The organism is Verrucosispora sp. SN26_14.1, from assembly GCF_004307965.1.
Classification (GTDB): Bacteria; Actinomycetota; Actinomycetes; order Mycobacteriales; family Micromonosporaceae; genus Micromonospora.
This window is the reverse complement of sequence record NZ_SISL01000141.1, coordinates 1-12,819: the sequence shown is the minus strand read 5'-3', so window position 1 is coordinate 12,819 and position 12,819 is coordinate 1. Positions and strand designations below refer to the sequence as shown.

General features: G+C 69.2%; 10 protein-coding genes. 2 read left to right on the top strand and 8 right to left on the bottom strand.

Features of this window, described 5'->3' with window-relative positions:
• A partial coding sequence (locus EYA84_RS14795) for a M23 family metallopeptidase (protein ID WP_131053641.1) occupies nt 1-571 on the top strand: 571 nt, incomplete at its 5' end.
• 48 nt (nt 572-619) lie between these two features.
• Here the strand turns inward: EYA84_RS14795 and pcrA are convergent.
• Entirely contained in the window at nt 620-3,013 is a 2,394-nt protein-coding gene (gene pcrA / locus EYA84_RS14790; RefSeq protein ID WP_131053639.1) for a DNA helicase PcrA, read from the bottom strand.
• Nucleotides 3,014-3,331: 318 nt separating this feature from the next.
• Here pcrA and EYA84_RS14785 point away from each other — a divergent pair, with 318 nt between their 5' ends.
• Complete coding sequence (locus EYA84_RS14785) at nt 3,332-3,700, top strand: chorismate mutase (RefSeq protein ID WP_236145768.1); 369 nt, start codon at nt 3,332-3,334, stop codon at nt 3,698-3,700.
• Nucleotides 3,701-3,921: 221 nt separating this feature from the next.
• Here the strand turns inward: EYA84_RS14785 and EYA84_RS14780 are convergent, their stop codons facing one another.
• The 7 genes from EYA84_RS14780 to EYA84_RS14750 form a co-directional block, all read right to left on the bottom strand.
• On the bottom strand, nt 3,922-4,932 hold the full coding sequence (locus EYA84_RS14780) for an ABC transporter ATP-binding protein (protein ID WP_131053637.1): 1,011 nt from the start codon (nt 4,930-4,932) through the stop codon (nt 3,922-3,924).
• Nucleotides 4,925-5,962: an ABC transporter ATP-binding protein gene (locus EYA84_RS14775; RefSeq protein ID WP_131053635.1), complete on the bottom strand. Its 1,038-nt coding sequence runs from the start codon at nt 5,960-5,962 to the stop codon at nt 4,925-4,927. The genes EYA84_RS14780 and EYA84_RS14775 overlap by 8 nt, the downstream gene beginning before the upstream one ends.
• Before the next feature lie 236 nt (nt 5,963-6,198).
• A complete protein-coding gene (locus EYA84_RS14770; protein ID WP_131053633.1) occupies nt 6,199-7,137 on the bottom strand; it encodes an ABC transporter permease in 939 nt (312 codons plus the stop codon).
• 237 nt (nt 7,138-7,374) lie between these two features.
• Nucleotides 7,375-8,385 carry an ABC transporter permease gene (locus EYA84_RS14765; RefSeq protein ID WP_131053632.1) on the bottom strand — a complete coding sequence of 337 codons (1,011 nt, stop codon included), beginning with the start codon at nt 8,383-8,385 and terminating at the stop codon, nt 7,375-7,377.
• A gap of 100 nt (nt 8,386-8,485) precedes the next feature.
• On the bottom strand, nt 8,486-10,123 hold the full coding sequence (locus tag EYA84_RS14760; protein ID WP_131053630.1) for an ABC transporter substrate-binding protein: 1,638 nt from the start codon (nt 10,121-10,123) through the stop codon (nt 8,486-8,488).
• A gap of 374 nt (nt 10,124-10,497) precedes the next feature.
• Nucleotides 10,498-11,184, bottom strand: a complete 687-nt coding sequence (locus tag EYA84_RS14755; protein WP_131053629.1) for a response regulator transcription factor — start codon at nt 11,182-11,184, stop codon at nt 10,498-10,500.
• Complete coding sequence (locus EYA84_RS14750; protein ID WP_131053627.1) at nt 11,181-12,449, bottom strand: ATP-binding protein; 1,269 nt, start codon at nt 12,447-12,449, stop codon at nt 11,181-11,183. The genes EYA84_RS14755 and EYA84_RS14750 overlap by 4 nt, the downstream gene beginning before the upstream one ends.
• Nucleotides 12,450-12,819: the final 370 nt, after the last annotated feature.

The window sequence follows — 12,819 nt, the reverse complement described above, 5'->3', positions numbered from 1 at the left end:
CCGCTCGGCCCGCGAGTCGGCCGCCCCGGCCACGCCGGAGAGCCCGACACCGACCCCGACGGCGAGCCCGACCAGGACACCCAGCGCGAGCCCGACCGCGAAACCCCGTCCGACGGCGACCAGGGCCAGCAAGGCCGCCCCGAAGACCACCACGAGCACCGCGCCGAAGCCCGACTGGGTCATCCCGATGGCCGGCGCCGCCGTCACCTCGTGCTACGGCCCCCGGTGGGGCACGCTGCACGCCGGCATCGACTTCGCACTGCCCGCCGGCACACCGGTGCGGGCCGCCTCCAAAGGCACCGTCACGAAGGCCGGCGACGTCGGTGACGGGTACGGCATCTCGGTCGTCATCGACCACGGCAACGGCTACCTCACCCACTACGCCCACCTGAGCACCACCCGGGTGAACGTGGGTGCGAAGGTCAGCACCGGCCAGACCATCGGACTGGAGGGCTCCACCGGCGACTCCACCGGGCCGCACCTGCACTTCGAGGTGCACCAGGGTCAGATGTGGAACCAGATCGACCCGGCGCCGTTCCTGCGCGCCCGCGGCATCGACGTGGCGTGCTGACCTGATCGCCCGGTGCACCGGCCCCACCCGGGCCGGTGCACCGGCCCGTCAGATCTTCTCGATCGGGGCGTGCCGCAGCACCAGCCACAACGTCTGGTCGCCGAAGTCGATCTGCGCGCGGGCACCCGGACCATGGCCCTCCACGGTCACCACCCGGCCGAGTCCGTACCGCTGGTGGTTGACCCGGTCCCCGGCGGAGACCTTGGGGCCCTGGGGCAGCTCGCTCGCGGTGGCCAGCCGGCTGCCGTCCACGCCGAGCTTGCGGGCCAGCTGGACCGCGCGGGGCGTACCCCCGGTGAAGCCGCCGCCCACCCGGTCCGCGCGACCACCCACGCCGCCGCCACCGCCACCCCAGGAGGTGTACGACCCCTCCGTGCGTTCCCAACGGACCAACTCGGTCGGCAACTCCTCCAGGAACCGCGACGGCGGGTTGTACGCCGGCTGCCCCCACGCCGACCGGGTCACCGCCCGGGACAGGAAGAGGCGCTGCCGGGCGCGGGTGATGCCCACGTACGCCAGCCGCCGCTCCTCCTCCAGCTCACGGGTGTCGCCCAGCGAGCGCAGGTGCGGGAAGACACCGTCCTCCAGGCCGGTCAGGAAGACCACCGGGAACTCCAGCCCCTTGGCGGTGTGCAGGGTCATCAGCGTGACCACGCCCTGGTGCTCGGGATCGTCCGAAGGGATCTGGTCGGCGTCGGCCACCAGGGCCACCTGCTCCAGGAAGCCGGCCAGCGTGGCCCGCTCCCCCTCCGCGCCGGTCGCCTCGATCCGTTCGGTGTACTCCCGGGCGACGCTGACGAGCTCCTGGAGGTTGTCCACCCGGCCCGCGTCCTGCGGGTCCAGGCTCTCCTCCAGCTCGCTCAGGTAGCCCGAGCGGGTCAGCACCGCCTCCAGCACCTCCTCCGGGGTGCCGTCGACGGCCACCTCCCGGGCGGAGTCGAGCAGTGCCACGAAGTCGGCGATGCCGTTGGCGGCGCGGGTGGAGATGCCCGGCGCGTCCTTGGCCCGACGCAGCGCCGCACCGAACGAGATGCGGTCCCGGCTGGACAGTGCCTCCACGCACGCCTCGGCCCGGTCACCGATGCCCCGCCGGGGCGTGTTCAGGATCCGGCGCAGACTCACCGTGTCGTCGTCGTTGACCACCGCGCGCAGGTAGGCGAGCGCGTCGCGGACCTCCTTGCGCTCGTAGAAGCGCACCCCGCCGACGACCTTGTACGGCAGGCCGACCCGGATGAACACCTCCTCGAAGACGCGGGACTGCGCGTTGGTGCGGTAGAAGACCGCCACGTCGCCCGGCCTGGCCTCGTCGGCGTCGACCAGCCGGTCGATCTCCCGACCCACCCAGTCCGCCTCGGCGTGCTCGGTGTCGGCGACGTAACCGACGATCTGCTCGCCCGCCCCGGCATCGCTCCACAGCCGCTTCGGCTTGCGGGAGGTGTTGCGGTCGATCACCGCGTTGGCCGCGTTCAGGATGGTCTGGGTGGAGCGGTAGTTCTGCTCCAGCAGGATGGTGCGGGCGTCACCGAAGTCGCGTTCGAACTCCAGGATGTTGCGGATCGTCGCGCCCCGGAAGGCGTAGATCGACTGGTCCGCGTCACCGACCACGCACAGCTCCGCCGGAGCCAGCCCCTCGGTGCCGGCGACCAGCTCCTTGATCAGCACGTACTGCGCGTGGTTGGTGTCCTGGTACTCGTCGACCAGCACGTGGCGGAACCGACGGCGGTAGGTCTCGGCGACGTGCGGGTGCGACTGGAGCAGGTGCACCGTGGTCATGATCAGGTCGTCGAAGTCGAGCGCGTGCGCCTCGCGCAGCCGTCGCTGGTACAGCGTGTACGCCTCGGCCAGCGCCCGTTCGTTCGGCCCCGACGCCCGGCCCGCGAAGGTCTCCGGGTCGACCAGCTCGTTCTTGAGGTTGGAGACCTGGGCCGCCAGACCCCGCGCCGGATAGCGCTTCGGGTCCAGGTCGAGCTCGCGGGTGACCATCTGCATCAACCGGCGGGAGTCGTCGGCGTCGTAGATCGAGAAGGTGGACTTGAGCCCGGCGTGCTCGTGCTCGGCACGCAGGATCCGGACGCAGGCGGAGTGGAACGTGGACACCCACATCATCCGGGCGCGCGGACCGACCAGGGCGGTCACCCGCTCCTTCATCTCACCGGCGGCCTTGTTGGTGAAGGTGATCGCAATGATCTCTCCGGGATGCACGTCCCGCGCGGCGAGCAGGTATGCGATCCGGTGGGTCAGAACCCGGGTCTTGCCGGAACCGGCACCGGCGACGATCAACAGCGGTGAACCGGCGTGGGTGACCGCGTCCCGCTGGGGGCCGTTGAGGCCCTCCACCAGATCGGCGGGGTCGAGGCGGCCGGGAGCCGGCCGACGCGGCGGCAACGCCCGGTCGGGCTCGGGCGCGGACGGGGACGCGGGGATGTCGAAGAGAGGATGCATCGCAGGGCGAGTCTATGCCGCCGCCCCGACATCCCCGCCCCGCGCCGCCCCCGGTGTAAGGAAGGGCCCCCTACTAACGCCTCGTGTATAGGAAGGGTCCCTTCCTTACCGGTTTCCTTGCGCGGCGGCGGCTGCGGCGGCATACTCGACGGCGTGTTCGACCAGCGCTTCTACTTTTACTACGGCCCCGGGAGTCCGGCAGCCGTAGGTCGCGCCTGATCGACAAGACCTACGAAAAGCCCCGGGCTCTCGGAGTCCGGGGCTTTTGTCGTCCCGGGATCCGGGCACCGGGCACCACACCGTGAGAGGTACCCGAAGATGACAGACGTGATGGAGCAGAACGGCGTCCCAGGCGAGTCCGGCACGACCCCGAACGGCACCGGCGCGGAGGGCGGCACCAGCCCCGGCCTGGACACCCCGAAGACCGGGACCGCGGAACCGGGCGCCGCCGCCCGCATCGCCGAGATCCGGGTACGGATCGACGAGATCGACCGCACGATCGTCGAGCTGTGGCAGGAACGGGCCGCCCTGTCCCGCGAGGTCGGCGCGACCCGGATGGCCTCCGGCGGCACCCGGCTGGTGCTCTCCCGCGAGCAGGAGATCCTGGAGCGCTTCCGGGTCGCTCTCGGTGCCGACGGCACCCAGTTGGCGCTGCTGCTGCTGCGGGCCGGTCGCGGCCCACTGTGACCCGAGCGGGTCGGTCGGCGAGGCGCGTCGGGGTTCGACCGTCCCCATGAGCAGGCGCCGGGCCGACCGTGGCGGCCCGGACACGCAGTCCGGGCACGGCGGTCCGAACGCGGACCGGGGCGCCGGCCGCTGGTGACGGCCGACGCCCCGAATCACTGAGGAGGCACTACCTTCACCGCCGCTCCCGGTTTGGATGACCGGCCACGACGGCGTCTGTGTGGCTACTCCGTCGCGTGCACCACGTCGCGTACCTCGGCGAAGTGGCAGGCGCTCGGGTGGCCGGACTTGTCCCTGACCTGCAGCAGCGGCTCCTCTTCCGCACAGACGTCCTGCGCCTTCCAGCAGCGGGTACGAAACCTGCAACCGGACGGCGGGTTGGCCGGCGACGGCACGTCGCCGGTCAGGACGATCTGGTCACGGTGCCCACGCAACGTCGGGTCCGGCACCGGCACCGCCGACAGCAGCGCCTGGGTGTACGGATGCGTGGGCGACTCGTAGATCTCGTCCTCGGTGCCGATCTCGACGATCTTGCCGAGGTACATCACCGCGACCCGGTCGGCGATGTGCCGCACCACGGACAGGTCGTGCGCGATGAAGATGTACGACAGACCCAGCTCGTTCTGGAGCTTCTCCAGCAGGTTGATCACCTGAGCCTGGATGGAGACGTCCAGCGCCGAGACCGGCTCGTCGCAGAGGATGATCTCCGGGTTGAGCGCCAGCGCACGGGCGATCCCGATGCGCTGCCGCTGGCCGCCGGAGAACTGGTGCGGGTAGCGGTTGATGTGGTCGGGGTTCAGGCCGACCAGCTCCAGCAGCTCCTGCACCTTGGGCCGACGCTGGCCCTTCGGCACCACGTCCGGGTGCACCTCGAACGGCTCGCCGATGATGTCGCCGACGGTCATTCGCGGGTTCAGCGAGGTGTACGGGTCCTGCATCACCAGCTGGATGTTCCGCCGACCTCGACGCCGTTCCTCGGAGCCGACCTTGGCCATGTTCTTGCCCTGCACGAACAGGTCACCGGAGGTCGGCGTCTCCAGACCCACGAGCAGCCGGGCCAACGTCGACTTGCCGCAACCGGACTCGCCCACGATGCCGAGGGTCTCGCCGCGCCGCAGTTCCAGGTTGATCCCGTCGACCGCGCGGACCGCCCCGACCTGCTTCTTGAAGACGATGCCCCGGGTCAGCGGGAAGTGCTTGACCAGGTCACGGGTCTCCAACACCACGTCACTCATCGCCCTTGACCTCCTTCCAGAAGTGGCAGGCAGCCGTCCGGCTCGGCGACACCTGGTACAGCGGCGGCGCCGGGTCCTGCTTGCAGACGTCCTGGGTGTACCGACACCGGGGGTTGAAGGCGCATCCGCGAGGGATGTTGGTCAGCGCCGGGGGCAGGCCCTTGATGGCGCTGAGCTCCTGGCCCTTGAGGTCCAGCCGCGGGATCGACTCCAGCAGACCCTTCGTGTACGGGTGGGCGGGGGTGGCGTAGATGTCGTTCACGCCGGCTTCCTCGATGACCCGACCGGCGTACATGACGGAGATCCGATCCGCCACGTCGGCCACCACACCCATGTCGTGGGTGATCAGCACCAACGCCATGTTCCGTTCCCGCTGGAGCTCGGCGAGCAGGGCCATGATCTGGGCCTGCACGGTCACGTCCAGGGCGGTGGTCGGCTCGTCCGCGATCAGCACCTCGGGGTCGAGTGCCAGCGCCATGGCGATCATGACGCGCTGGCGCATACCGCCGGAGAACTGGTGCGGGTAGTCGTTCACCCGCTGCTGCGCCGCCGGGATCTTGACCAGGTCGAGCAGTTCGACGGCTCGGGCCTTGGCGTCCTTGCGGGACATGCCCCGGTGCTTGCGGAACAGCTCGCCGAGCTGGAACCCGACCGTGAAGACCGGGTTCAGCGCGGAGAGCGCGTCCTGGAAGATCATCGCGATCCGGTTCGCGCGCACCTTGCGGCGCTCGGACTCCGGCAGCTTGAGCAGGTCGACACCCCGGTAGAGGATCTCCCCACCGGTGATGAACCCGGGCGGGCTGTCCAGGATGCCCATGATCGCCTGGGCGGTCACGCTCTTGCCGCAGCCCGACTCCCCGAGGATCGCCCGGGTCTCGCCGGCCCGCACGTCGAAGCTCACTCCGTTGACCGCGCGAGCCACGCCGTTACGGGTCCGGAACTCCACCTGCAGGTTCTTGACCTGAAGTGGCAACGCGTTCGGGTCGAGGCCCGGCAGCGCGTCCAACTTGACGTTCACATCACTGCTCATGCCGACACTCCGCTTCGCTCCGCGCCGGCCTGAGACACCAACGCGCCGAGCCTGATGATTCGCTCGCTCCGCTCCCTCATGCCGACACTCCGCTTCGCTCCGCGCCGGCCTGAGACACCAACGCGCCGAGCCTGATGATTCGCTCGCTCCGCTCCCTCATGCCGACACTCCGCTTCGCTCCGCGCCGGCCTGAGACACCAACGCGCCGAGCCGATTGATTCGCTCACTCATTCGGATCACCGGAACTTCGGGTCGAGGGCGTCACGCAGTGCGTCACCCATCAGGATGAAGGACAGCACCGTGCCGACCAGCAGACCACAGGGGAAGAGCAGCAGCCACGGGTCCTCCAGGAAGTAGACCTGGTGAACCGAGATCATGATGCCCCACGACTGCGCCGGCGGCTGGAGCCCGACGCCGAGGAAGGTCAGCGTGGCCTCCGCGGCGACGAACGAACCGAGCACGATGGTGGCGTACACCAGCATCGGGGCGATCGCGTTCGGCAGGATGTGCCGGAACATCAGCCGCGAGTTGCGGGCACCGACCGCCTTGGCGGCGTGTACGTAGTCCAGATCCTTCGAGGAGATGACGCTACCTCGCGTGATCCGGGCGATGGTTGGCCAGGCGAGCAGGAACAGCACCAGGGTCAGCGTCCAGATGTTCTGCCGCTTGATGACCGTGAGGAACACGATCGCGCCGAGCAGGAACGGCAGTGACAGGACGATGTCCATCACCCGGGAGATGATCGTGTCGACCCAGCCGCCGTAGTAGCCGGCGAGCAGGCCGAGCGTGCCACCGACCAGCACGATGCCACCGGTCGCCATGACCGCGATGACCATCGACGGCCGCGCGCCGTAGATCGCGTGCGAGTAGTAGTCGCAGCCCAGGATGTCGTACCCGAACGGGTGTTCCCAACTGGGCGAGATCCGGGACCGGTCGGTGTTGCAGGCACGTGGGTCCTGGCTGGTCCAGAGCTTCGGGAAGGCTGCCATCGAGCCCACCACGAGGATGTACAGGGAAGCGATCATGAAGACCGGGTCGCGCAGCAACTGCCGCCGGGCGTCCGCCCAGAGACTGGCGCTGCGCTCCTTGCCGCCGACCGGCGCATCGGTCGTGGGACCGTCACCGCCCACCGGTGCCCCGCCGACGGCGGTGCCCGCACTGTTCAGGTCACTCATGCCGACGCTCCGCTTCGCTGCGCGCCGCCATGAGGCACCAACACACTGAGCCTGATGATTCGCTCGCTACGCTCACTCATGACGGCGCTCCGCTTCGCTGCGCGCCGCCATGAGGCACCAACACACTGAGCCTGATGATTCGCTCGCTACGCTCACTCATGTCCACACCTCGTTTCGCTCCACCGGCACCCGGGAGCGGTCGGAAGAACCTGCGTCGGCATCGTCACCACGGTCCGGTCACTCATAACGGATCCTCGGGTCGAGCACGGCGTACAGGAGGTCGACGAGCAGGTTGGCGATCAGGACCACCAGCACCAGCATGGTCACCACGCCGATCACCACCGAGGATTCCCCGGTACGCGCCGACATCGTCACCAGCCGGCCGATGCCCGGCACGTTGAAGATGGTCTCGGTGACCACCGCGCCGGCCATCGCGGCGCCGATGTCGACGCCGAGGAAGGTGATCACGGGGATCAGCGAGTTGCGCAGCGTGTGCACACCGATGACGCGCTTGGTGGTCAGGCCCTTGGCCTTCGCCGTCCGGACGTAGTCGGCCCGGATGTTCTCCATGATGCTGGTCCGGGTGAGCCGGGCGGTGACCGCCAACGACGTCGCACCGAGCACCATGCCCGGGATGATCAGACTCGCCCAGGGGTAGTCGGGCTTGAATCCGGGGCTGAACATGCCGGTGGAGATCACGTCGGGAATCCAGCTCTGGCCACGCAGGACGTTGCCGAACTTGACGCCGACGAACTCCCGCACGATCAGGCCGAGCACGAAGATCGGCACCGAGATGACGAAGACCGTGCTGATCTTCACCGTGTAGTCGGCGAAGCTGCCGCCCCGCAGACCGGCGAGCACACCGGCGGCGATACCCACGACGGCCTCGAAGACGATGGCGATGAGCAGCAGCTTGAGCGTGAACGGAATGGCGTCCGCCACCAGGTCGGTGACCTCACGCTGGCGCAGGTTGATGCCGAAGTCGAAGTTCAGGAAGATGCCCTGCAGCCGGTCCAGGAACATCCCGAAGCAGGGGTTGCCCTTCTGGTCGAGGCAGGGGTCACCGTAGCCGAGTCGCTCGGTGATCGCCTCCAGCAGCGCGGGCGGCGGCGTCCGGTCCCCGAACAGCGCGCGGACCGGGTTCCCGCTGAACTGGATCGCCAGTGAAGTCAGGTAGTGGAGCAGGAACATGGTGCCCAGCACGGTGGGGATGAACTGGAGCAACCGTCGAATGACGTAGCGCCCCATGTCGGGGTCTCCTCTCGGCGCTGACGTGGCGGCAACGATCACCCTGGTGGGGAGACCGTTGCCGCCACGTCGTGTTACGGCAGGATCAGGCGGTTGAAGCTCAGTTCTGCTTCAGCGAAATCGCTGCGTAGTCGGCGTCCGAGACGGAGTTCCAGACGAACTGGTCGACGTTCTCGCTGTAAAGGGCACCAACCTTGTTGAACCACATCGGGATGACCGGCAGGTCCTCACCGACCAGGTCCTCCGCCTTCTGGTAGGACGGGATCGCGGCCTGGATCGAGTCGGCCGAGTCACCCTCCTTCATGGCGGCGTCGAACTCGGGGTTGCTGTAGGTCGAGTTGTTGCTGCCCGAGCCCGTGGCGTACAGCGGGTAGAGGAAGGTCTCCATGAACGGGTAGTCCGGACCCCAGCCGAGGCGGAACCCACCGGTGAACTTCTTCTGGTCGGCGGTCTCCAGGTACTCGGCGAACTGCAGGTTCACCCGCAGCTCGTAGTCGATACCCAGGGCCTCCTTGATCTGGTCACCGACCGCCTGCAGCCACTGGTCGTGGCCGGCACCGGCGTTGGCCCACAGGATCAGCTTCTCACCGGCCGGCCAGCCGCCGGCCTCGGCGAGCAGCTGCTTGGCCTTCTCGACGTCCTTCTTGGCGTACGGGGTGACGTTCTCCCGAGCACCCTCGAAGGTCGGGGCGACGAAGCCGGTGGCCGGGGTGAACCGGCCGTCGAAGACGGCGTCGATGATCGACTGGCGGTCGATCGACAGCGAGAGCGCCTGCCGGACCCGCTTGTCCTTGAAGTTGTCCTGGTACAGCGGCATACCGACGTAGGTGAAGCTGTCACCCGGCTGCTCGTACATCCGGTCGGCGTAGGTGGCCTTGGCCTCCTTGTACCGGGCCGGCGGCACGGTGTAGAGCACGTCCAGCTCGCCGGCCTGGAAGGCGGCGTAGCCGGCGTCGATGTCGGCGAAGATCCGGTACTCGATGCGGTCCGGCTTGCCGGGGTCGCCCTTCCAGCTGTCGCTGCGGACGACGTTGATCGCGACGTTGTGCTGCCAGCTGCCGTCGATCTTGTACGGGCCGTTGCCGATCGGCTTCTCGTTGCAGGCCGCGATGTCGGCGATGCAGGCCTCGGCCATCGGGAAGAAGCCCGGGTAGCCGATCGTGGTCGGGAAGCCCGAGAACGGGGCCTCCAGCTCGACGGTGAAGGTCAGGTCGTCGACCTTCTTGAGGCCGGACAGCTCCTTCGCCTTCGGCTCCGGGGCCTTCTGCGGGCCGTCGCCGTCCGGGTCCTCGGACTGGACGTCCTTGATACCGGCGATCCGCTTCATGAAGTAACCGTTGTTCTGGGCGTTCGGGCTGTAGGCCGCGAAGTTCCAGGAACGGATGAAGGCGTCGGCGTTGACCGGCTCACCGTTGTCGAAGGTGTAGCCGTCCTTGATCTTGATCGTCCAGAGCTTCTGGTCGTCCGAGTCGACCGACTCGGCCAGGTCCATCTCGACCGCGGCGCTCTCGGCGTTGTACTTGACGAGACCACGGAAGAGCGAACGGATCACGTACAGCGACGGCTCGTCGTCACCGCCGGAGGGCGTCAGGAACGCCGGCTCCGCGTTGTAGACGCGCAACGTACCGCCGGCCTGGCCGCTCGATTCGTTGTCGTTGTCGCTACCACCGCCGCAGGCGGTGGCCAACATGGCGGTGGCGGTCGCCGCGACCGCCACCTTCAGGAATTTCCCGCGCATGGGAGTGCCTCCTCAGGGCGCTCGGCTCACGAGGGGGTTGTGAGGTGCCTGCCACTGTGACACCCGATGCGCCCAAGCCGAAAGGCGTGTTATCAACCCGATACCCGCCCGGGACGGCCTCGACATCGACCTGGAGCCCCGTCCGCGCCGCTCGACAGGCATGCTATGAGCTGCCCGTCAACGGCTTTTTCGGGCCCGATTGGCCGATTGCCGGCGCGGCCGGAACACCCCGGAGCATCGACCAGGAAACCTGAGGTGAATCCCGCCACGTCGCCCCGAATACTAACCGAAAAGACGATGTCAATTCCAGACGGGAGACCGAACCCGTTACTCGGGTGATCGTCCGCCGGAGAGCCCGTACGAGCCCCGTCCGCTCACACCAACCGGCGGTCCGCGGCCCAGCGGGACAACTCGTAGCGGTTGGACATCTGGAGCTTGCGCAACACGTTGGAGACGTGCGTCTCGACCGTCTTGATCGAGATGTACAGCTCCCGGGCGATCTCCTTGTACGCGTACCCCCGGGCCAGCAGCCGCAGCACCTCGCGCTCGCGGTTGGTGAGCTGGTCCAGCTCGGGATCGGCGACCGGGGCGTCGGGGCGGGACGCGAAGGCGTCCAGCACGAACCCGGCCAGCCGGGGGCTGAACACGGCGTCCCCGTCGGCCACCCGCCGGATCGCCGCAGCCAGCTCGTCCGGTGAGATGGTCTTGGTGACGTAGCCCCGGGCACCGGCCCGGATCAGCCCGATCACGTCCTCGGCGGCGTCGGAGACGCTGAGCGCCAGGAACCGCACCTGCGGGTGGCTGCGCCGCATCGCCTCCAGCACCGCGCGACCGCCCCCGTCGGGCATGTGTACGTCGAGCAGCACCACGTCCGGTCCGGTGGCCGCGATCCTGCTGACCGCCTCGGCCACCGTGCTCGCCTCACCCACCACCTCGACGTGCGCGCCCAGTTCGGCGCGTACCCCGGCGCGGAACATGGCGTGGTCGTCGACCAGGAACACGCGCAGCCGCTCGGGTCCGGCTCCCGTCGGCTCGGCCGGTGGCGTCGACTGCTCGGTCATGATCTGTCCCTTTCCGCCGTGGCCGAGTCCCGACTGATCGGCAGGATCAGTCGGACCTCGGTCCCCTCCCCCGGTCCGGAGCGGATCTCCGCCCGGCCGCCGTGTCGCTTCATCCGCCCGATGATCGAGCCCCGTACACCGTGCCGGTGATCCTCCACGGTATCCGGATCGAAGCCCGCCCCCCGGTCCCGTACGAAGACACTGACCTGGTCGGGTTCCACCTCCGCGTAGAGCGAGACGGTCTGCACCCCGGCATGCCGGGCGGCGTTCACCAGTGCCTCCCGGGCCGCGGCCACGATCGCGCCGACCCGTTCGTCGGTGTCCCGGTCACCGACCACCACCGCCTCGACGGTGATCGCGAAGGTGTCCTCGACCTCGGCCGCGGCCTGTTCGAGCGCGGCGGCGAACCGTTCGGTCGGCGACGCGGTCGGCTTGTAGAGCCAGTTTCGAAGCGAACGCTCCTGGCCCCGGGCCAGCCGCTGGACGGCCTTCACGTCGCTGGCGTTGCGCTGGATCAACGCGAGGGTGTGCAGCACCTGGTCGTGCACCATGGCCGCCAGTTCGGCCCGTTCCTGTTCCCGGATGCGACCCTCGCGCTCCGAGCGGAGCTGGTTCCAGGTCCGCCAGAGCACCGGCGCCGTCACCACCCCGACACCGGCCAGGCCGACCAGCGCGAAGATCACGCCGTTGATCACCGCGTCCAGGTTCTGCGCCGGGGAGTAGACGGCGGCGACACCGATGATGCCGACGGCGACCAGCACCCCACCGCCGACGAACCGGAGCACGAAGGCCCGCCGGTCGCTCTCCTCCACCACCGCGCCGAGCCACGGCACCGGCAGCGACTCGCCCCACTGCCGCCGCCGCTCGGGGGTGGACTGGTGCCAGATCACGCCGGCCCCCACCGCGATGATCGCGACCAGCCAGCCGGCGGTGCCCGCCGCACCCACCGAGTCGAAGAGCATCATCTGGACCAGCAGTACGCCGAGCCCGATCGCCACGAAGGGCAGCAGCTGCCCGAACTCCCGCCGGGGCGGTACGGCGGTGTCTCCCGGACGCAGCGGCACGACGGCCCAGAAGGCCGCATAGAGCAGCAGGCCGAGCCCGCTCAGCCCGAGCAGCACCATGAAGGCGACCCGGACCCGGCGTACCGGAACGTCGAGGTGCTCGGCGATGCCGGCAGCCACCCCGGCGGCCATCCGGTGCTCCGGGGCGCGATAGAGGCGCGGTGGCTGGCTGACGGTACTGATCACGTACTCCCTGGTCAGGACGGCTCGTGCCGGTGAAGGAGGAATGCGGCGGCGTTGGTCCGATCGTCACACGCGCGGTGGTCGGCCGACCACGGGGACGCCCCGGACATTGGCGGCCCACCGATCTCAGGGTGGGGTCAGGGTCGTCTCCGGAGGCCGCTCGGGTCCGTGGCGCAGCAGTATCGAGACATGACCGACGACGCTGCTCAGCCGCACCGGCCGGGGCCCACGGAGAAGGCGCCGGGGCACGACGCCCCGGCACCGGACGCGCCCGACACACCGGGCGCCGTTCAGGACGGTCCCGACACACCGGCCGCTGCTCCGGACGGTCCCCACCCGTCGGCCGCACCGCCACCGGCGGGATCGACGGCGTGGGACGCGACGCCCC

Bases quoted from the DNA above. Each gene is read 5' to 3' on its own strand.
- pcrA (WP_131053639.1), bottom strand. From the start codon at position 3,013: ATGCATCCTCTCTTCGACATCCCCGCGTCCCCGTCCGCGCCCGAGCCC.
- EYA84_RS14785 (WP_236145768.1), top strand. From the start codon at position 3,332: ATGACAGACGTGATGGAGCAGAACGGCGTCCCAGGCGAGTCCGGCACG.
- EYA84_RS14780 (WP_131053637.1), bottom strand. From the start codon at position 4,932: ATGAGTGACGTGGTGTTGGAGACCCGTGACCTGGTCAAGCACTTCCCG.
- EYA84_RS14775 (WP_131053635.1), bottom strand. From the start codon at position 5,962: ATGAGCAGTGATGTGAACGTCAAGTTGGACGCGCTGCCGGGCCTCGAC.
- EYA84_RS14770 (WP_131053633.1), bottom strand. From the start codon at position 7,137: ATGAGTGACCTGAACAGTGCGGGCACCGCCGTCGGCGGGGCACCGGTG.
- EYA84_RS14765 (WP_131053632.1), bottom strand. From the start codon at position 8,385: ATGGGGCGCTACGTCATTCGACGGTTGCTCCAGTTCATCCCCACCGTG.
- EYA84_RS14760 (WP_131053630.1), bottom strand. From the start codon at position 10,123: ATGCGCGGGAAATTCCTGAAGGTGGCGGTCGCGGCGACCGCCACCGCC.
- EYA84_RS14755 (WP_131053629.1), bottom strand. From the start codon at position 11,184: ATGACCGAGCAGTCGACGCCACCGGCCGAGCCGACGGGAGCCGGACCC.